Genomic DNA, 19,340 nt, shown 5'->3' on the forward strand with positions numbered 1-19,340 from the left:
TCTTCGCCTTCGCGCTTTTCATGACAGTGCTTGCCATCACGGCAAAGATGAGCCTCTCGGCGACCCATAGCTAAGGGCAGCATCATGCTCCAGGACGTGTTCGGGCTTGGCGCAGGCCCTTCTCCGGCCTTAGAGTGGCGCGGGGAGAGGACGATGCAGCCCGAAAGACGCGACATCCACAATTCCACGACGCCGGCGCTTTGCATGAGTTGCGAGGCCCGGCACAATGGGATGTGCGGCGTTCTCGATGCCAAGCAGCTTCTGCTGATGTCGCGCCACACCCGCATCGAGACGCATGCGGCGGGCACGGAGCTGATCGGGGACTCCACCCCCATCACCTCTTACGCCAATGTCATGCGCGGGGTGATCAAGCTCACCAAGATTCTCGAAGACGGCCGGCAACAGGTGGTCGGGCTGCAATTTGCGCCCGATTTCCTGGGCCGCCTCTTCGGCGAGGAACACCGCGTCAATGCCGAGGCGGCCTCGGAGGTCACAATCTGCCGGGTTCCAAAAACCGCACTCGAGCAGCTCGTTGCCGACAGTCCTGCGCTCGAGCACAGGCTGATGCAGCAGGCGCTGCGTGAACTCGACGACGCCCGAGACTGGATGCTGACCCTGGGGCGCAAGACGGCAGCCGAAAAGGTCGCGAGCTTCCTTTACCTCATCGCCACACATATCGACCCGGCGGCTTTTGCCCGCCGGCCCGACAGCGCCAGCTTCGACCTGCCGCTGGGTCGCGCCGACATTGGCGACTTCCTCGGGCTCACCATCGAAACCGTCTCCCGGCAGTTGACAAAGCTGAGGACCGACAAGGTCATCACCATCGTCAACACGCGGCATGTCGACATTCCCGATCTCGCCCGCCTCAAGGGCCGCTGCGGCTGACTATTTGCGGTGCCGGGCGAGCAGCCGGCGCTCGAAATGAGCCACCGTCAGATAGGCTGCCAGCGTGGTCAGCGTCGCCACGATCACCACCTGCCAGACCAGCACGAAGCGGAACTGCGTGTAGGAATCCTGGATAAGATAGCCAAGCCCTGCATTGGACGCGACATATTCGGCCAGCATCGTGCCGCCGATCGCCGCCGGAGCGGTGATGCGGAGCGCGGTGAAGAGGTAAGGCAGCGCGTAGGGCAGCCGCAGCTTCCAGAACAGCTGCCAGGGATTGGCATCGAGGATCCGGAACAGCTCCACCTGGCTGCGTGGTGCGGCCTTGAGCCCGCGGCTGACATTCACGAGGGTGGGGAAAAAGCACACCACCGCCGCCACCGTGACCACTGTCGAGTGCCCGAACCCGACCATCAGCGTGATGAGCGGCGTGATGGCGACCATCGGCACGCTCTTGATGGCGAGCGCCAGCGGCATGATGCCGGCCCGCGCCGTGGGGCTCCAGGTGACGAGGAAGGCCACGGCGATCGAGACCACATTGCCGATGATGAAGCCCGCCGAGGCTTCCAGCACGGTGATGCCCCAGCCGCGCGACAGCATGCCGGCATTGCGGACGAAGCCGGTGACCAGATCGGTCGGCTTGGGCAGGATGTAGATGGGGATCTGCCAGAGCGTCGTCGCGGCCTGCCAGGCCAGGATGATCAGCAGCACGAAGATAGGAGAACCCCAGCGCAGGGCGAAGCGATAGGCGCCGGAGCGGGATGCGGCGGCAGGAGCGCCGATTTCGGCCATGGCCATCAATCCTCCTCGCGGAGCGGCTCGCTGCGCCGTCCGATCACCAGATATTCGATCAGCAGGATGAGGCAGAAACCCGTGGCCGCCAGCAGCGCGCAGGCCACCATGCAGGCCCACAAGAGCGGCACATCGTAATTGAGGAGGGCGATGAGGATCTGCGAGCCCAACCCCGAGCGCGAGCCGATCCATTCGGCGACGGTCGCGCCCAGCACCGCCTGCGGCGCCGCAATCTTGAGGCCGGCAAAGATATAGGGCAGCGCGAAGGGGATTTTCACCTTGGTCAAGGTCTGCAGCCAATGCGCATCGAGGATGTGCATGAGCTCGAGCGTCGACCGCTCGGACGATCGGAGCCCCCGCAACGCGCCGTTGAGGACGGGAAAGAAAGTCGCGAGTGCCGCGATGATGATTTTCGGCGTGTAGCCGATGCCGAACCAGATCACGAGCAGCGGGATGATGGCCAGCATCGGCAGCGCATGCAGCAGCACAACCGAATTGGCCAGCGCCGCCTCGACCGTGGGGAACCGCACGAAGATCACGGCGAGGACGATGGAAATGCTCGCCCCGATGCAGAAGCCGGAAATAGCGGCGACGATCGTCGGTTGCACCGAGATCAGCAGCAGTCCGGCATGGCGCGCAACATAGGTCACGAGCACGCTCGGCGGCGGGATGATCGGGTTGACACCAGGCACGAAGAGCCGGGCCGCGACTTCCCACAGGGCCAGGAGGATGAGGATCGCAGCCAGCGACTTGAGCCGACGGCTCACGGGGGGAGCAAGGGTCAGCGCCGCGCTCATCACGCCGCCTCGGTCTCGAAGGGACGATAGAGCGCCTCGCCGGTGCGGGCCACAAGGTCGAAAAATTCGGGCGCGCGCTGCATCTGCGCGGTGCGCGGGCGAGGCAGTGTCACGGGGATCGTCGTGGTGATCGTCGCAGGGCGCGGCGACATGACGAAAATTCGGTCGCTCATCAGCACCGCTTCCGAAATCGAATGCGTCACCAGAACCGCCGTGATCCCCACCTCCGTCCAGATCTTCAGGAGGTCGATATTGAGGCGGTTGCGGGTGATCTCGTCGAGCGCGCCAAAGGGCTCGTCGAGCAGCAGCACCTTGGGGTTGAGCACCAGGGCGCGCGCAATCGCCACGCGCTGCCGCATGCCACCGGACAACTGCCAGGGCAGCGCATCGCGGAAATCCTTGAGCCCGACCAGCTCGAGCAGGTCATCGATCGAGCGCGCGCCCGGTACCGCCGACTTGCCGGCGATCTCGAGCGGCAGTGCGATATTGTCATAGACGCTGCGCCAGGGCAGGAGATTGGCCTCCTGGAACACCATGCCGATCTGGCGGCGCTTGCGAATCTCGCCGGGCGACACGCCATCGATGGTTACCGATCCGGTGCTGGGGCTTTCGAGGTCGCCGAGCATACGCAGCACGGTGGACTTGCCGCAGCCCGATGGCCCGATCAGCGCCACGAACTCGCCGCGCGCAATCGCGAGATCGACACGTTCCACGGCATGAACGCGGTTGGCGCCATCGACAAAGGTCTTCGATACGCCTTCGAGCACGATGCTGACGTCACTCATGACCCGGTCCCTCACTGGTCAGGTGGAGGCCGGCGCCTGATGCGCCGGCCGATTGAAGCGTCAGGCGGCGTGAGCGCGCTCGACGAAGCTCTGGTCGATAAGGTCTGAGAGCTCGACAGGGGCAGCCAGGATATCCATCGCCCGGATCTGCTCGAGCGAGGTTTCCGCACCTTCCATGTCGACAGCCAGAAGCGGCAATTCGCGCCCCGGCGGCTGGATGAATTCGAGCGAGCCCTGCACCTGCTGCTTTTGCTGCTCCGGATTGAGCTGCAGGCTAGGGGAGCGTTCGACCACATAGGCCGCGGCAGCCTCGGGATCGTCGATCACAGCCTGCTGGCCGGCGATCATCGCCTTGAGCCAGGAAACGATCTCGTCGCCGCGATCTGCGAGCGTCTGCTCCATGGCAAAGATCGTGAGGAAGTGCTCGGGCGCCCCGATGGTGTTGCGGGTCATGATGTGGTTGTCGATGCCCTGGAGCTTCAGGGTGATGTGCTGGTTCACAGCCGTCCCCCAATAGCCATCGATCTGGCCCGAAACCAGCGGCGTGATATCGCCGGCCACCGGCACGATGGTCATTTGGTCTTCGCTGATCCCGGCTTCCTTGAGAATGATCGACCACGGCAGGCGCGCGCCACCCTGCAGGCCGATGCGCTTGCCCACGGCATCCTGGGGCGTCTTGATGGGGTTGCCGGCGAGGCTGATGAGCCCAACGGGCGAGGAACGGAAGAAGGCACCGATGACCTTGACCGGGATGCCATTCGAACGTGCCAGGGCCGCTTGGGTGATGGCGCCGCCCAGCCCGACCGGGGCCGTCCCGCCGGCAACCGACTGCACGGGATCGACCTGTGGCCCACCGGGTACGAAGCTCTGCTTGATGCCCTGCGCAACATCGAGATCGAGCTTTTCAGCCATGAACAGCGATGCGAAGTCGCCGGTTTCGATCCAGTTGAGCTGGACAGGGAAATCCGCCGCCTGCTGGGCCCGGGCGACGCCGCCCAAGCCTGCTGCAAGCAGGCCGGCGCCGCCGAGCGCGAGAGCATGTCGCCGGCTAAGGCGCGGCATGAAAAGGGAATGGGTCATCTCTGTCTCTCCAACACCCCTGAGGGGCACCCCGGGGACCCGGTTCGAGCGGCGGAAGCCCGCAGAACCAGCCCTGTAATCGATTTCAGTAAATTCCGGCTTTTTGGTCCTGTCAACTGGCTCCACGCAATTCTCTGCGCAGAAAGTGGGCTGAACTGAACTTTGCCAGAAAAATGCTCAAAGCCTCGCAATTCCGAGCATTTCCGTCTCGGAACTGGCCTGCTTCCGCAGTCTTTCGCATGCCGACTTTCTCACCGCTGAAACGAGCTTTCGGCCGTTTCACGCAGTCAGTCGCTCCTTTGCCTCCAGCGGCGGCATCGATGATGTGCGGACAATCAGCCTGTGCGGCAGATAGAACGTCTCGGCCGCTTCCGGGCCAGCCAGCAGGCTAGTGAACGAGGCTTCGGCGATTGCATCAAAATCGACACCCACAGTGGTCACCGTGGGTCGCCACTCGGCGGCCAGCGGAAGCTCCTCGCAACAGACGAGGCTCATGTCCTCAGGCACCCTGAGGCCGCGATCGCTGGCGGCCTGCAAGGCACCGATAGCCATGCGCATGTTGATGGCTACGACGCCGAACGGATGCCCAGGCTGTCCGAGCCCCTCCTTCCCATACCGATCGAACACCGCCTCCATGGCCCGACGGCTCTGGTCCACGGCGAAATCGCCATCAAGGACCCATTGCGGGTGGTCTTTGTAGCCAAGCTCGGAACAGGCGCGCTCGAAACCCCCCAGCCGCTCCCGCGACAGCGGCGACCGCCAGCTGCCGCCGATGAACAGGATCGGCCAGCGCCCCTGCGTCGCCAGATGCAGCGTCGCGAGATGCGAGATCGCCTGATAGCGCGGCACGATGGCCGGCACCCTGCCCCCGACCTCCTGTGAACTCGAGACCACCATGAGCCCGCGCGCCTGGGCCGCCGCGATGGCCTCGAGCACGGGGGGCGTCGAGAGATCATCGGCGGTGGCCAGCACCACACCGTAGATATCGGAGGTGCGGAACTCGTTCAAAAGGCGGATGAGCCGCTCTTCGCTGTGATCGAGATCGCAGAGCAGCACCTTGTAGCCCAGCGATTCGCCATGTCGCGACAAGGCCTTGGCGAAGGCACCCTGGAAGGGCTGCGATATGTCGCCGACAAGGAGCGCAACAGTGCGCACGGCACCGGCCCTGAGGCCGGACGCAAGCGCGTTCGGGCTGTAATCAAGCGCCTTGACGGCCGCGAGCACGCGATCGCGCTTTTCCTCGGTCACGAGGTCGGGCCGGTTGAGGACCCGGGAGACGGTGGCTGGAGATACGCCGGCAGCGCGTGCGACATCAGTTATGCGTGCCATGGCGCCCTCCCTCGCAATCAATCGGTCTGAGCCAGCAGTTCGGCCAGTTCATCATTGCTCATCGCCTCAAAGAATTCGAGCGATACTGTTTCGACCACCCTGCGCCCCTCATCCCCGAAATGGGCGGTGCGCAGGCTCACGGGGCTGCCGCAATGGCGCCCCACATCGAGCCCCCAGAAGGCCGGATGGGCAAGGGTCAATGGCAGCACACCCTGCCCGGCCGATCGTCCGTCGATCTGCAACTGAACGGCGGCCGAACCATCATCCCGCCGGAGAAGGGTGACCGACACTTCCCTCTCCGAACCCGTCAGGCGCGCGTCCGAGTCAATCATGGAGCGTCGGCCCAGCGCGTTGTGCTCGAACTCGACCCGATCGCCCAGGATATGCAGGCTGTAGCCGCCCTGCTGCGAACCGCTCGATACCAGCACGGCATCCTGCCCCGGCCGCCAACTTCGGAGCCGGGCAGTAAGGCGCATGGACCGGGAGGTGGCGGTTACCCCGCTCGACACAGGCAGATGCCCGTTTTCCGGGCGTAGAATCAAGCGCTTGCGATTAACCAGCTGGTAGGGCGTGCGGGTCATCGACAGGAGTTCGACGAGCGTCCGATCATCGAGTGGCAGCACGCCGTTCGCCGAGGCCTCGCGCCACCACAAATCCACGAGATCGGCCAGGCGCTGCGGCTGGGCATCAGCGAGGTCGTGGTTCTCGGCGAAGTCGGCGGTCGTATCGTAGAGGCGCCATTGGTCCTCTTCGTAGGGCGTCCCCGGCACATGCTCGGTGACGGCCTTCCAGCCCTCGTGCCAGATGGCGCGGTGACCGAACATTTCCCAGTACTGCGTCGGGCGCGGGGCGGCCGCCGTGCTGTCGGTAAAACCGGGCCGAAGACTGCTGCCGTCGCAGTCGTTCGTGGATAGTCCGCAGCAGTCGAGGATCGTGGCGCCTAAATCGATGACATGAGCGAAGCCATTGCGTATGCTGCCCTTTTCGACGCCACCGGCGGGCCAGCTGACGATGAGCGGCGAGCGCACGCCACCCAGATCGACCGACTGCTTGTAGCGCCGGAACGGGGTGTTGCCCGCCATGGCCCAGCCCAAGGGATAATGCGCCGGGCCTTCAGGCCCGCCGATATCCTCGATGCGCTGCATCTGCTCGGCGACCGAAAGCGGCACCCCGCTATAGGGGCCGTTGATGTCGACGGTGCCGTTGGGACCACCCTCACGGCTGGCGCCATTGTCGGAAAAAACGCTGATCAGCGTAGTCTCGAGAAGACCCAGCGCTTCGAGCCGGTCAAGGATGCGGCCGATTTCGCGGTCGGCATGCTCGAGGAAGGCAGCGAAGGCGGCCTGGAGGCGGGTGAAGAGACGACGCTCATCATTCCCAAGATCATCCCACGCCCGAATGCCCGGATTGCGCGGCGTCAGCGCGGTTCCGGGCGGCACGAGGCCCAGGGCGATCTGGCGAGCCAGCCGGTCCTCGCGCGTCCGATCCCACCCCTTGGCGAAAATTGGCTCATATTTGTCAATGAGTTCGCGCGGCGCCTGCAAAGGCGCGTGAGTGGCGCCGGGCGCAAAGACCATGAAGAACGGGTCGTGCGGGCGGAAGACGGCATGGTCCGAAACCATGGCAATCGCCCGATCGGCGAGATCGGCGCTGAGGTGGTAGCCATCGCCGGTGGGCGGAGTGATGAAGCGGTTGTCCTCGCAGAGTTCGGGGGTGAACTGGTCGGTGCAACCATCGAGGAAGCCGTAAAATCGGTCAAAACCCCGCTGGAGCGGCCATTGCCCGAACGGCCCGGCAGGGGTGATCTCGTGCTGCGGGGTCAGGTGCCATTTGCCAACGAGATAGGTGCCGTATCCGGCTCCGCGCAGGGTCTCGGACAGCATCGGCGCTTCGGGGTCAACGCGGCCGCGCGAATTGGGAAAGCCGGTGTCGATATCGGCGAGGAACCGCATGCCGACGCGATGGTGATTGCGCCCGGTGAGAAAGGAGGCGCGCGTTGGCGAACAGAGCGGCGTGACGTGGAAGTTGTTGTAAATCAGACCATTACGAGCAAGTCGATCGAGATTGGGCGTTTCGATCTCGCTGCCGAAACAGCCCAGATCGGCCCAACCCATGTCGTCGAAAATGATCGACAGCACATTCGGCGCAGCCGGATTGCGCGGCCCCAGAGGCTGCCACCACGGCTCGGATTCGGCAAAGGTGCGCCCTACCCGGCCGCCAAAACCGGCATCGATCCGGTTCATGCCGCCACCCCATCGAGCCCAAACCGCACGAAGGCTTCGGGCGGTGCTTCGAGCTCGCAGAAGAGGTCGAAGAGGTGGCGCTCCATGCGGGCACATATAACCGGATCATCGATCGGCTGGGTCTGGCCGGGGTCGGCCGCCGAATCGAAGAGGCGGGTGACGCAGTCCTCGAAGATACGCCCTTCCATGATGGCGGGGATATTGTCGGGGGTGGCGAGGGGCTTTGTGCGCAGGAGCGGCATGCCCTTGGAAAAGCCGAAGGGGGGGACCAGTTCAGCAGCCGAAAGCTCCTGAACACCAAATCTTTTATGCATGCGCGTCGGCATCAGCGTGTATTCGTAAAGATTATCCGCCGTCATCGGCTCGGGATAGCGCAGATAGGTGTAGCGCCCATCGGTGACGTTGCAGGCGGCGCCGAAATAGCCGTAGAGCGCCGCCTCGCGGACCGGCGCGTCACCGGCAAGGACCGGCAGCAGCGATCGTCCCGTGACTTCATCGGGCACCGGAAGGCCATGGAAACCCAGGATTGTGGGCATGAGATCGACCGCCTGGGTCAGGCTCGCGCGCCGGGCGCCGCCCTGGTCGGCGAAATCGGGATGGTAGACAAGCAGTGGAATGCGGGCGAGCTCGTCATAGATCGGCATGACGTTCTTGCCCCACCAGTCATGCTCGCCCAGAAGAAAGCCATGGTCGGTCGAGACGATCAGGGCCGTGTCCTTCCAGAGATCGTATCGGTTGAAGAGATCGAGCAGGCGCCCGAAATATTCGTCGCACATCGAAACGAGGGCTGCATAATTGCTCTCGATTTCAGCCTTTTCTTCATCGCTCCAATTGCCGCGCCCGTAGGTCGGCCAGTCGATGATTGGGCCCGAATAGTTCGTCTTGTGCCTCGCCTTGAAGCGCTCGGGCACGAAGAAGGGCTCGTGCGGATCGAAGGCCTCGATCTGCAAAAACCAGTTGTCGTCGTGCTTGTTGGTCTCGATGAAGTCGAGGCTATGGCGGAAGACCTGGGTGGTCGGGTGGTCCGCCTCATCGGCCATATAGTCGCGATTGACGTAATAGGTGTTGAGGTAAGGCCGGATCTGCGAGGGATGGAAGGTCTGGCGGAAGCGCGCGGTATCAGGCTTGACCACGCCCTTCCAGTGATCCGAGCCATTGCCCCGCACCAGTTCCCATGAAGAAAATCGCGGATGATATGTTGCACCTCCATCCATGAAATAGTGATTATGGTCTGTTACCAGATGCGAGTATACGCCGTTTGACTTCAGGATTTCGGGCAGGGAATTGTCGAACGGCTCGAGTGGACCCCAGTTGCGATGCAGCATGCCGAGGCGCCCCGTCTGCAGATCGCGCCGCGCCGGCATGCAGGGCATGGAGCCGACATAATGGGTGTCGAACGTGATGGCGCGCTCCGAAAAGCGCTGGAAATTCGGGGTATTGGCCGGATTGCCACCGTAGGGCGAGATGGCCTTGCGGTTGAGGGAATCGAAGAGGACGAAAACGGTCTTCACGCAGGTCTTCCCGGAGCTTGGCCCGGCGGCACAAAGGGGTGCCAGGCCTGATTTCGGTTATATGTCAGCGGCGCCAGGGCCCTTTCGGGCACACGCGTGCCCGTCAAACCCTGCGCGAAATGGGTACCAATCGCGTGCGCCATCGACGAGATCACAGCCGCATTGGTGTTTGTGTCGGGAAGCGGGGCGATTTCGTCGCATCCTGCCCCGACGGCGTGCAACGTGCGATGGCCGTCGGCCCAATCCAGCAGCTTGAACTGATGGTCACGCGCCATGCGCAGATCGCCATACTCGCCGAAAACGATCTCACGCTCTGGTGCTGTGCCCTTAAGGATGGGCAGCAGGCTTCGCCCCGGGGAGGTCGGCTGCGGACCCGCACCGGCCGCTTCGAGCAGCGTCGCGTGCAGATCGCAGTGGTCGGCGAAGCCGCGCTCGCGCCGGGATTTCGGAATGCCGGGGCCCGCCATCAGCAGCGGAATGCGGATCGAGGGATCAAGCATGTTCTGCGGCCGGCTGGCATTGCCCTTGCCCCAGACCCCATGCTGGCCAAGGCAGAGGCCATGATCGGCGGTGTAGACGACGAGCGTGTCTTCGAGAACGCCCTGCCCTGCCAGCCGATCGAGCACCGCGCCGACCGACTGGTCGATATGGGTGACGGCGGCGCAATACTGCGCCCGGGCTTCGGCCTGCGCCTCGGCCGATGGCCCTGGCGACTCCGGATTGACGAGGCCAGGGAGCGGATTGCCGGCATCAAGGCGGGTGAAATTGCTGCCGCGATAGCGTGAAACAAGCTTTTCAGGCTGAGCATTGAAGGGCGAATGGGTGGCATAGAGCCCGACAAAGAGGAAGAACGGCCTCGCCCTGTCGCGGGCATCGAGCCAGGCCAGCGTCTCGCGGGTCAGGATGGTGGTGAGGTTGCCGGTCTCGCGGAGGATCTCGCCATTGCGGGAAAAGCCATTATCGCCATCGTGATGGATGGGATATTCGCCCGAGAGCGCGAACCAGTGCGAAAAGCCCGGTTGCGGCTCGGCATCGCGCCCGACATGCCATTTGCCGATGAAGGCGCAGTCATAGCCTTCGGCGGCGAGGCGGGTGGCGATGGTCTCTCGCCCCGCGAGCCAGGGCCGATCAAACTGCGGCTGAGACTGGAGAAAATCATGCACGCCATGCTGGCTGGGCATGAGGCCGGTGAAAAAGCTCGCCCGCGCCGGGGAGCATACGGGCGTGGCGGTGAAGGCATTTTCGAACACCGTGCCGTGGCGCGCGAGGCAATCGAGCGCCGGCGCCTCGATCACCGGGTCGCCATAGCAGGGCAAGGCCCATTGCGCATGGTCATCGGTGAGGAACACCACGATGTTGGGCTGGTGTGCGGACATGGCGGCGCGGGACGGGACCGGGATTGTGAAATCGATTTCAGATTTCCATTTGGCCGGGGGATTGTCAATGGGGGTGTGGGGATGGGGTGGCTGGGGAACTGGGCTTGAGCCAGACGACCATCCGGCGCTGGAAGGGGCGCGATACCGTCGGCCGGAGCACAGGAAGGCCATGAGCGCTATGCACGAATGGCTCGGCACAGGGGCGTCTCAAAGGGCGAGGGCCGGGTGGACCGAGTGCACGTCCTCGTCCTTCGAGACGGGGCTGCGCCCCTCCTCAGGATGAGGACTACGCAGGCGCAGTCCGGCGCGAAGACTCGACACCCGGCTCCTCACTCTCGCGGCGCTCATCACCATGAGGGCGCTACCCTGCATTCATGATCTGTCCCCTAGCCTCCTCCCAACCACAGAAAAGGACCTCACCCTGAGGAGCCCCGATAGGGGCGTTTCGAAGGGCGAGGTCCGGGTTTACCGAGCGCACGTCCCTCGTCCTTCGAGACGGGCTCCGCCCCTCCTCAGGATGAGGACTGAGCGGGAGCAGTCAGGTGCCGGTCATGCCTGCGGAGAGATTGAGCAAGCGGCGAGGCCCCTCACCCGGCCTAACGGCCGACCTCGCGCCGAGCATAGCTCTCATGGCCTTCTCGGCTTCAATCCGTCCACCGGACGGATTGATCGGCCTCGCCGGCGTCTCGAAGCCCCCAAAGGGAGAGGTGAAGAGGGCGCGAGTATCCTTGCCCTCCCGCCACCCGCACAAAAAAAGGCCCGCCGGAGCGGGCCTTTGAGGTCATCGGGGGAGGACCCGATCAGATGATGCCGGAGAGCTGGCGGCGCAGCATGGGGAAGGTGTCGCCCAGAAGCGATTGCGGCCACGGCACGTTGAGCAGGACATCGAACAGCACGAAGATCGCGATCCACAGCGGCACCGAGATGAGCAGGGCGCGCCGCCATGTGAGCTTGCCCTCGACCCGCATAAACAGCGGCATGTAGAGCAGCATGGACGGCAGGAGACCGATCAGCAGCGTGCCGCCGAACAGCGCGAGGGGATAGAGCGCCATCACGCCGACCCGGCGATAGGCCTCGCCCTCGGGCATGCCCGCAAGCGCGTCTGAGTTGGGGTTGCGCTTGACCGCCGTGATCGGCACGCCGCTGCGCACCTTGAGCCAGGTGGCGATGGCCATGCAGATGATGAAGATCAGCGCCGCTGCGGCAACCGTCTGCGGCATGAGCTTGGCGGCAAAGCGCCAGTCGCCCGAAGTGAGGAAGGCGAGACCGAAGAACAGCGCCATCGCCACCCAGATGGCCGGCACGGCGAAGCGATCGACGGGCGACAGCGTCTCGACAGGATCGGCGGCCGCGGCAGCCGCACCCGCGCCGGAGGCAACGGCAGGAGCGGCGACCGTAGCCTTCTTGCGGTTGAGATCGCGCAGGAACTGGTAGAGCCGGAAGATGAGGTAGACCACCGGGATCATGAAGATGATGATCACGCCGGGACGCTGCAGCCAGTCGAACCCATAGCGGCTGGTGGAGATGAAGAGATATTGCTCGACAAGCCCACCCAGCACGACGCCGAGCAGCAGCGCAGCGCGCGGCCAGCCGAAGCGCTTCATGACCCAGCCGACGATGCCCGCGCCCAAAAGCACGATGAGATCGCCGATATCGCGGGTGGCCTGGTAGGCACCGATGAAGATGATGGCCATCACCGTGGGCACGAGAATGCCGGCGGGGATGAGCGCGAGCTTGGCCAGCTGGCTCACGAAGGCAAAGCAGATGGCTGCGCCGAGGATGTTGCCGATCACCAGCGTCCAGACGATGGTGTAGGTGATGTCGAGATTTTCGGACAGCAGCTTGGGGCCCGGCTGGATGCCGTGCATGATGAAGGCGCCGAGCAGGATGGCCATGGTGGCGCTGCCCGGAATGCCGAAGGCGATGGTGGGCACAAGGGCCCCGCCCTCCTTGGAATTGTTGGCAGCCTCAGCCGCGATCACGCCGCGCACGTCGCCGGTGCCGAAGGTCTTCTGCCCATCCTTGACGGCGCGGGCGGCCGAGCCATAGGCGATCCAGTCGATGGTGGCGCCGCCCAGACCCGGCACGGCGCCGAGCACCGAGCCCAGCCAGGACGAGTTGAGCACGATGCGCCAGTTCTTGAGCGCATCGCGCACGCCCTGCATCTGGCCGCCCTTGGTGATCTTGGCCTGATCGCCGGCGATGGCCTGCTTGGAGGCGCCCACATCGATGATCTCGGGGATGGCGAAAAGCCCGAGCACCAGCGCAACGATCGGCAGACCTTCCCAGAGGTAAAGGGTATCGAAGGTCCAGCGCAGCGTGCCGGTCTGGCTCTCATCGCCCACCGAGGCGAGGATGACGCCGAACGACGCGGCGACGAGCCCCTTGAGGATCTGCCCCTGGCTGACGGCCGCGACAAGCATGAGGCCCAGAACGCAGAGCGCGAGCAGCTCGGGCGTGCCGAAGGCCAGCATGAAGGGCCGCAGCACGGGGATGGAAATGCCGAGAAGGATGGCGCCGAAAAGCCCGCCCAGCACCGAGGCGGTGTAGGAGGCGCCGAGCGCCCGGGCAGCCTCGCCCCGTCGCGCCATGGGATAGCCATCCATGACGGTCGCGGCCGAGCCGGCGCCGCCGGGAACGCCCAGCATGATTGAAGGAATGGTATCGGCCGTGGGGGTGACGGACCACATGCCGATGAGGAACGCCATGGCCGCATAGGGGTCCATCGCATAGGTGAACGGCAGCAGCAGGGCCATGCCCACCAGGCCGCCGATGCCGGGCACGACGCCGATGAACAGCCCGAGCGCGACGCCGCCGAACAGGATCAAGAGACGCAGCGGATCGGCTATGATGCCGAGCGCCTCGAAGGCCGGTGCTAACAGGTCCATGGTTCCTCCTATCAGTCGTTGGACGAGCGGCGCAGTGCCGCCCGCCGATCAGCCGGCGTCGCTACAGGAGCGACGCGCCCGCCCCTCGCGGATCAGCGGCCATCCAGTTCAGGCACGTCGAACTCTTCCCAGCCCGGCACATCGGCGACTTCCGAGAAGGGTTCGCCGAAGGGCCGCGTCGCATCAACCCCGACGGCCGAGGAAATGCGCTCGGGCCGCGGCCGGGAGAGATCGACCGACGGATCGGACGGCCCGGCGGGCAGGTTGTCGATGACGATGATGTCCTTGGCCGGCCGCACGCGGAAGGACAGGGCCCAGTCGATCTCGTTGGGATTGCGCACATCGATATCGGGATCAACCACGATGACCCATTTGGGCCGGGTATTGCTGGTCATGGCGGCAAGGATCACCTGCCGCGCCTCGCCGGCAAAGCGCGGCTCCATGGCGATGACCATGTGGAACGACACCCCGCCGGCCGGCGACACGGCGATCTGCCGGATCGTCGGGAACTGCTTGGAGAGGGAGCGCCAGAGCGAGGCCTCGAACGGGATCTGCTTGAGGATATGGTTCTCGGTGACCGGCTTGCCGGTCAGCAGCCCCTGGAACAGCCCGCCCTTCCTGTGCGTGATGGCCTTGATATAGGCCAGGGGCTTCATAGAGGCGGGCGTGTAATAGCCGGTATATTCGCCCAGCGGCCCTTCCATGACGTTCTTTTCGAGATCGACCTCGAGCTCGATGACGAACTCGGCGGTGGCGGGCACTTCGAGATCGACCGAATGGGCCTTGACCATCTCGACCGGCGCGCCGCGCAGCCCGCCCGCCACCGACCAGTCATCGGTCTGGTCGTGCACCTGCACCTGGGCGGCATAGGCGATCACCGGATCGACGCCGAGCACGATGGCGGCTTCGCATTTCACCCCCATCTGCCGGCACTTGATGATGTTCTTGCCAAAGCGGTGGAAGGGCTGGGCCGAGAACGAGACGATGTTCTTGCCCAGGATGAGGAAGCGGTAATGCCCGATATCGGGGACGCCGGTTTCCGGATCCTTGGAGACCACGAGGCCGGGGGTGATGTAGGGCCCGCCATCCTTGGAGCTATAAGTGGGCACCGGCAGGCGGGTGAGATCGATATCATCCCCGGTGATGATCACTTCGTGACAGGGCGCCGGGCCCGACCACTGCACCGACGGGATCGGATTATCGAGCCCCTTCAACACCTTCTCGAAGATGGTGGATTCATCGGCTTCAAAGGCGAGCAGCGCCTTGGAGCGGGTGGAATAGATATTGGAGACGAGCGGATGATCGGCACCCGTGTCGTTGAACTGCAGGGCCGGGCCCTGCAGGACATAGGAATGCTTCATGACCTTGCTGACATCGGTCAGTGGCACGTGCCGGTCTATGTCGATGAGTTCCCGCTTCGAGCGCAACACTGCGAGAAACTCGCGAAAGTCGTTATAGGGCACGCTGTCCTCCCTGCCCGGCCAGATCCCTCGGCCGGCGACGCTCCCGGCAGCGCCTTGTCCCTCCGTAAGCCGCCTGAACCGGGCGCGGCATGACGATGACCGTCGCCTGAACGCCCCTCTCCCCGGGGCCAGGCGGCAGTATGATTATCAGTCTGTCATACAGAGTTGCCTTCCCAAACCGCCCGTGGCAAATTCAAACTCCGGAAGGGTTCTATTTTGCCAGTGAATTTAGCCTCTATCGAGCTGAAACTGCTTGTGGTTTTCGACGCCATGCTGGTGGAACGCAGCGTGACGCGCGTCGGCTATCGCCTCGGCATGTCGCAGCCGGCGGTGTCGAACGCGCTCAACCGGCTGCGCGACCTGCTCAAGGATCAGCTGTTTCTGCGCACCGGCGAAGGCATGGTGCCCACCGCCCGGGCGCTGGAACTGGGCGAGCCGCTGCAGCAGGCGCTGCGCCAGATCGAACGCGCGCTGGAGCCTGCGGCCTTCCAGCCGCGCGAGCTCGACTGGACGTTCAACCTGGCGGTTTCGGACTATGTGTCGGTGGTGTTTTTGCCTGCGCTCATCGCGCATATGAGCGCCGTGGCGCCGGCAGTGAAGCTGCACATCCAGTCCAAGCGCAATCCCGAGGTTTCGGGCCTGCTCGACAACAGCGAGGCCGACCTCGCCATCGGCATCATTCCGGACCTGCCGCGAAGGTTTCGGCGGGCGCAGCTGTTTCGCGACCGCTATGTCTGCATGATGCGAGCCGACCACCCGCTGGCCGGCAGCCCGATCAGCCTCGCCGATTTCCAGGCCATCGACCATCTCGCCATCAAGCCCAGCGCCCACGAGATCAGCCGCGCCGACCGGCTGCTGCACAAGCAGGGCGTGCGCCGCAAGATCGCCACCACGGCACAGCAATTGCTGGCCGCACCGGCCATCGTCTCGCGCTCGGACCTGGTGGTGCTGGTGTTCGAGCGGGTGGTGGATTATTTCGACCGCGACGCCTTCTATTTCTGCCCGGCGCCGGTGGATGACATGTGGTTCCGTGTCTCGGCGGTGTGGAACCAGGCGCACAATGAAGACGCCGCCGCCAAATGGCTCCGCCGCCAGGTCATCGAGGTTGCCAGCCGGATGGAGCCACCCGAGGAACCCCGCCCCGCACGCGCCGCTTTGCCGCTGCCAAGGCGACGGGCGCGGGTGGATGTGGCGGGGTGATTGGGGGTGCCCGAACCTCGTGCTTCGAGACGCGCCGAGTGGCGCTCCTCAGCATGAGGTTCTCCCTCATCTCTCCCTTGGGGGAGAGGTGAGGCGGCCTTGGCACAGGAGAGATCGCAAGGCCCCTCACCCTGACCCTCTCCCCGGCGGGGAGAGGGGACGCAGGAGCCGCAATTACAGTGTTGGCGACATACACCAGGGTCGTTCGTGTGGAAGCGGGAACCTCTGTTACCGGGCCGGTACCGCAAACGGAGGTCCCTGCTTTCGCACGGACGACCCGGGGATGGGAGGGATTCGGTGCCCGAACCTCGCCCTTCGAGACGCGCCGTTGGCGCTCCTCAGGGTGAGGTTCTCATTGGTCCGCCGCCTGGGCGCGAGCCGCGCGGCGGGCGAGTTTTTGGGGGGAGAAGACGGGGTCGAGATTGAAGAGGCGCTGGGCGTTGCCGCCGAGGATGTTGCGCTTGGCCTGCTCATCAAGGAACGGCAGGTCGTAGATGGTGGACGGCAGGTCCATGTCCCAGTGCGGATAGTCGGACGAATAGAGCAGCTGGCTGGGCGCATCCATCATCTCGAAGGTGACTTCGAGAGCCTTGCGATTGTTCACCATTTCCATCGGCTGGGTGGTGAAGAACATGTCGCGCATATAGTCGGACGGGCGCTTCTTGAGCAGCGGCGCGTCGGAGGGGCGCATCATGTATTCATTGTCGAGCCGCTGCATGAGGAAGGGCACCCAGGCAAGACCGCTCTCGATCCACAGCGTCTTGAGCTTGGGGAAGCGCTCGGGCATGCCGTTCACGACCCAGTTGGTCATGTGCAGCATGTTGTGCCAGGCAAAGCCAAGAGCATGCACGGCGATGAAGCGGTTGGTGAGCTTCATCGACTGGTCGGACCAGGTGAACATGGCGTGGAAGCCGAGCGGCAGGTTGCGCTCCTGCAGGGCGGCATAGGTCTTTGAATAGGCGTTGTCATAGACCGGGCGATAATGGGTCGCCACCATCATGAAGCCGACGACGCCGGGCTTGTCGCCATATTTCTCGACGGTGCGCAGGCAGGCATCGGGATCGTTGAAGGGGAGGTAGAGCATCGACTTGATGCGCGGCTCCTCGGCCAGCACCCGCTCGCACAGCCACTGGTTGTAGCCATCGGCAAGCGCGACCTCGACCTCGACCCGGGGGCAGACCGCCAGATTGAGCATCGGGGTGGGGAACATGATGGCCATGTCGACCCCGAGCGGATCCATCCAGCGGCGCATCAGGGTGATGTCGCGATGCGGCTCGGGGGGCACGATCTCCTTGCCGCGGCGCGGATAGCGGGTGATGCGACCAGTGAGCTCCTGGTAGGAGCCATCGATGGAGGTGATGCCGCCGCGCGACATGCCCTGGAACATCGCCTCCTGCCGGATGACCGGATCGGGGATGTATTCGATGATCTCCTTGAAAGCCTCGGTCTCGTAGTGGTGGCTATCCACATCGACGATGAGGAAATCCTCGTAGCCCCGCTTGATCGCCTGCTTTTCGGCATTGGCGAGGTGCTGGGTCGAATCGAAATGATCGGCCGAGGGCTCGCGGAAGGGCAGATCGGACGGGGGAAAATGCGTGTTCATGACAGGCCTCCCTGAAGTGTTATGGCTTGCCCTGGCCGCCACCCAGACCCGAAAAGGTCTGCCAGGCGCCGAGCTCGAAAACCGAAAGCTGGACGCTGTCGAGCAGCGCCGAGCAGGAAATGGTGACATCGGTGACCGACACGCCGCTGTTGCCGCCAAAGGGGCGGACGGGCGCGCCGGCCTGCACCTTGGCGGCATAGACGCGCACCACTGCGGCATAGAGCGCGCCGAGCGCCTCGTCGGGCACCGCATCGAGCGTATCGGCATCGATGGCTTCGTTGACGAGCCCGGTGAGTTCGGCGGAAAGCTCGGAAAAGCGCTGGGCTTCAGGGGAGCGTGACATAGATGTCGCCTTCCTGCCGGACGATCTCGAAGCGCCTGAGGCGCAGCCGATCGTCGGCGACGTTGATGCCGGTCTTCAAATGATACTCGTAGCCGTGCCAGGGGCAGACGATGTGCATGTCGTCCTCGTCGAGCAGCTGGCCGAGATAATTGCCGTTCCTGTCGATGTTTTCCTTGATGCCGGCCATGCGCACGCCCTCGCAGGCCGGACCGCCCTGATGCGGGCAGAGGTTCTGGTAGGCGTAGAATTCCCCGCCCTGGCGCAGAACGCCGATCTCGATCTCGCCCACCGTGACGATGCGGCAACCGCCATCGGCGATCTCATCGGGCGCGCAAACTCTTATGGTGGTGGCCATGCTCTCCCCTCGCAGGTCTCTGCCGTATTTGGTAAGGTACCATACTATTACGAGCGGCCTCCGTGGCTGTCAATAGGACGGTATGACAGAGTGGACGGCCGGGGTTGCGGTGGCGGAGGCGGACGCGCTAACGAGGGACAAGGAGACGCCATGATCGACATCGACCCCCAGCACGCCCGGCTGTCCGGCGACGAGACCTTGCCCGAAGTGGGGCTGGGGCTGTTGCTGCGCGAGGCCGACCAGAGCTTCAACCGGCTGCTGCGCGGCAAGCTGGCCGAACATGGCGTAACGTTCGGTCAGTTCCAGCACCTGCGCCATCTCTGGGCCGAGGACGGGCTGACGCAGGTGGAAATCTCGCGCCGCATCGGCATCGAGAAGGCCTCCTCGACCTCGATCGTGGAATCGCTCGAACGCGCCGGCTGGATCCTCCGCGAACGCGACGGGTCGGACCGCCGCAAGATCCGCATCGTGCTGACGGCGGACGGTCGCGGACTGGAGGCGCGGCTGTGGGATTGCGCGCGCGACACCAACCGCGTCGCCGCGCAGGGATTCAGGCCCGCCGAGATGGCGGCGCTGTTTGCCGGGCTGACGCGGGTGATCGAGAATTTGAAGGCTGGGCGGTAGGGGGATGGAGTGCGGGGTTGGCTCGCGGCTGGAGCCGATAGACTGAACCCCTCATCCGGCCCTGAC

At 64.5% G+C, this 19,340-nt stretch carries 16 protein-coding genes; 3 read left to right on the forward strand and 13 right to left on the reverse strand.

Annotation, left to right across the window (positions count from 1 at the left end):
* Nucleotides 1–153 precede the first annotated feature (153 nt).
* On the forward strand, nt 154–885 hold the full coding sequence (locus BT183_RS07025; RefSeq protein WP_072340227.1) for a Crp/Fnr family transcriptional regulator: 732 nt from the start codon (nt 154–156) through the stop codon (nt 883–885).
* Here the strand turns inward: BT183_RS07025 and BT183_RS07030 are convergent, their stop codons facing one another.
* The 10 genes from BT183_RS07030 to BT183_RS07075 all read right to left on the reverse strand — a co-directional run bounded on the left by BT183_RS07030 (nt 886) and on the right by BT183_RS07075 (nt 15,149).
* Nucleotides 886–1,683 (reverse strand): ABC transporter permease, encoded by a 798-nt coding sequence (locus tag BT183_RS07030; RefSeq protein ID WP_072340229.1) that lies wholly within the window; start codon nt 1,681–1,683, stop codon nt 886–888.
* Nucleotides 1,683–2,474: an ABC transporter permease gene (locus tag BT183_RS07035; RefSeq protein WP_072340231.1), complete on the reverse strand. Its 792-nt coding sequence runs from the start codon at nt 2,472–2,474 to the stop codon at nt 1,683–1,685. The genes BT183_RS07030 and BT183_RS07035 overlap by 1 nt, the downstream gene beginning before the upstream one ends.
* Nucleotides 2,474–3,259, reverse strand: a complete 786-nt coding sequence (locus tag BT183_RS07040) for an ABC transporter ATP-binding protein (RefSeq protein WP_072340233.1) — start codon at nt 3,257–3,259, stop codon at nt 2,474–2,476. Before BT183_RS07040 ends, BT183_RS07035 begins: the two co-directional genes overlap by 1 nt.
* 60 nt (nt 3,260–3,319) lie before the next feature.
* Nucleotides 3,320–4,339 carry an ABC transporter substrate-binding protein gene (locus BT183_RS07045; protein WP_072340235.1) on the reverse strand — a complete coding sequence of 340 codons (1,020 nt, stop codon included), beginning with the start codon at nt 4,337–4,339 and terminating at the stop codon, nt 3,320–3,322.
* Between the two features lie 279 nt (nt 4,340–4,618).
* Entirely contained in the window at nt 4,619–5,668 is a 1,050-nt protein-coding gene (locus BT183_RS07050) for a LacI family DNA-binding transcriptional regulator (RefSeq protein ID WP_072340237.1), read from the reverse strand.
* Between the two features lie 17 nt (nt 5,669–5,685).
* Nucleotides 5,686–7,911, reverse strand: coding sequence for an arylsulfatase (locus BT183_RS07055; RefSeq protein WP_072340239.1), 2,226 nt, complete (start codon nt 7,909–7,911; stop codon nt 5,686–5,688).
* Nucleotides 7,908–9,422 (reverse strand): sulfatase, encoded by a 1,515-nt coding sequence (locus BT183_RS07060; RefSeq protein ID WP_072340241.1) that lies wholly within the window; start codon nt 9,420–9,422, stop codon nt 7,908–7,910. Before BT183_RS07060 ends, BT183_RS07055 begins: the two co-directional genes overlap by 4 nt.
* A complete protein-coding gene (locus BT183_RS07065) occupies nt 9,419–10,798 on the reverse strand; it encodes a sulfatase family protein (protein ID WP_072340243.1) in 1,380 nt (459 codons plus the stop codon). The genes BT183_RS07060 and BT183_RS07065 overlap by 4 nt, the downstream gene beginning before the upstream one ends.
* 800 nt (nt 10,799–11,598) lie before the next feature.
* Complete coding sequence (locus tag BT183_RS07070) at nt 11,599–13,686, reverse strand: tripartite tricarboxylate transporter permease (RefSeq protein WP_072340245.1); 2,088 nt, start codon at nt 13,684–13,686, stop codon at nt 11,599–11,601.
* Between the two features lie 92 nt (nt 13,687–13,778).
* Nucleotides 13,779–15,149: a UbiD family decarboxylase gene (locus tag BT183_RS07075; protein WP_072340247.1), complete on the reverse strand. Its 1,371-nt coding sequence runs from the start codon at nt 15,147–15,149 to the stop codon at nt 13,779–13,781.
* A 222-nt stretch (nt 15,150–15,371) separates the two neighbouring features.
* Between BT183_RS07075 and BT183_RS07080 the strand changes: the two genes are divergently transcribed.
* Nucleotides 15,372–16,349, forward strand: a complete 978-nt coding sequence (locus BT183_RS07080; protein WP_244545259.1) for a LysR family transcriptional regulator — start codon at nt 15,372–15,374, stop codon at nt 16,347–16,349.
* Between the two features lie 352 nt (nt 16,350–16,701).
* Here BT183_RS07080 and BT183_RS07085 read toward each other — a convergent pair whose 3' ends face one another.
* Genes BT183_RS07085 through BT183_RS07095 form a run of 3 tightly spaced genes read right to left on the reverse strand, consistent with a single transcriptional unit; the run spans nt 16,702 to nt 18,650 of the window.
* Nucleotides 16,702–17,952: an amidohydrolase family protein gene (locus tag BT183_RS07085; protein ID WP_072340251.1), complete on the reverse strand. Its 1,251-nt coding sequence runs from the start codon at nt 17,950–17,952 to the stop codon at nt 16,702–16,704.
* Nucleotides 17,953–17,971: 19 nt separating this feature from the next.
* Complete coding sequence (locus BT183_RS07090; RefSeq protein ID WP_072340253.1) at nt 17,972–18,295, reverse strand: hypothetical protein; 324 nt, start codon at nt 18,293–18,295, stop codon at nt 17,972–17,974.
* Nucleotides 18,279–18,650, reverse strand: coding sequence for a Rieske (2Fe-2S) protein (locus BT183_RS07095; RefSeq protein WP_072340255.1), 372 nt, complete (start codon nt 18,648–18,650; stop codon nt 18,279–18,281). Before BT183_RS07095 ends, BT183_RS07090 begins: the two co-directional genes overlap by 17 nt.
* A 150-nt stretch (nt 18,651–18,800) precedes the next feature.
* On the opposite strand from BT183_RS07095, the gene BT183_RS07100 reads away from it, so the two are divergent.
* Nucleotides 18,801–19,274 carry a MarR family winged helix-turn-helix transcriptional regulator gene (locus BT183_RS07100; protein WP_072340258.1) on the forward strand — a complete coding sequence of 158 codons (474 nt, stop codon included), beginning with the start codon at nt 18,801–18,803 and terminating at the stop codon, nt 19,272–19,274.
* Nucleotides 19,275–19,340: the final 66 nt, after the last annotated feature.

It is taken from the genome of Devosia enhydra (assembly GCF_900119845.1).
Lineage (GTDB): Bacteria > Pseudomonadota > Alphaproteobacteria > Rhizobiales > Devosiaceae > FPKU01.

Bases quoted from the DNA above. Each gene is read 5' to 3' on its own strand.
- BT183_RS07030 (WP_072340229.1), bottom strand. From the start codon at position 1,683: ATGGCCATGGCCGAAATCGGCGCTCCTGCCGCCGCATCCCGCTCCGGC.
- BT183_RS07025 (WP_072340227.1), top strand. From the start codon at position 154: ATGCAGCCCGAAAGACGCGACATCCACAATTCCACGACGCCGGCGCTT.
- BT183_RS07045 (WP_072340235.1), bottom strand. From the start codon at position 4,339: ATGACCCATTCCCTTTTCATGCCGCGCCTTAGCCGGCGACATGCTCTC.
- BT183_RS07065 (WP_072340243.1), bottom strand. From the start codon at position 10,798: ATGTCCGCACACCAGCCCAACATCGTGGTGTTCCTCACCGATGACCAT.
- BT183_RS07085 (WP_072340251.1), bottom strand. From the start codon at position 17,952: ATGAACACGCATTTTCCCCCGTCCGATCTGCCCTTCCGCGAGCCCTCG.
- BT183_RS07095 (WP_072340255.1), bottom strand. From the start codon at position 18,650: ATGGCCACCACCATAAGAGTTTGCGCGCCCGATGAGATCGCCGATGGC.
- BT183_RS07050 (WP_072340237.1), bottom strand. From the start codon at position 5,668: ATGGCACGCATAACTGATGTCGCACGCGCTGCCGGCGTATCTCCAGCC.
- BT183_RS07100 (WP_072340258.1), top strand. From the start codon at position 18,801: ATGATCGACATCGACCCCCAGCACGCCCGGCTGTCCGGCGACGAGACC.
- BT183_RS07070 (WP_072340245.1), bottom strand. From the start codon at position 13,686: ATGGACCTGTTAGCACCGGCCTTCGAGGCGCTCGGCATCATAGCCGAT.
- BT183_RS07035 (WP_072340231.1), bottom strand. From the start codon at position 2,474: ATGAGCGCGGCGCTGACCCTTGCTCCCCCCGTGAGCCGTCGGCTCAAG.
- BT183_RS07040 (WP_072340233.1), bottom strand. From the start codon at position 3,259: ATGAGTGACGTCAGCATCGTGCTCGAAGGCGTATCGAAGACCTTTGTC.
- BT183_RS07055 (WP_072340239.1), bottom strand. From the start codon at position 7,911: ATGAACCGGATCGATGCCGGTTTTGGCGGCCGGGTAGGGCGCACCTTT.
- BT183_RS07090 (WP_072340253.1), bottom strand. From the start codon at position 18,295: ATGTCACGCTCCCCTGAAGCCCAGCGCTTTTCCGAGCTTTCCGCCGAA.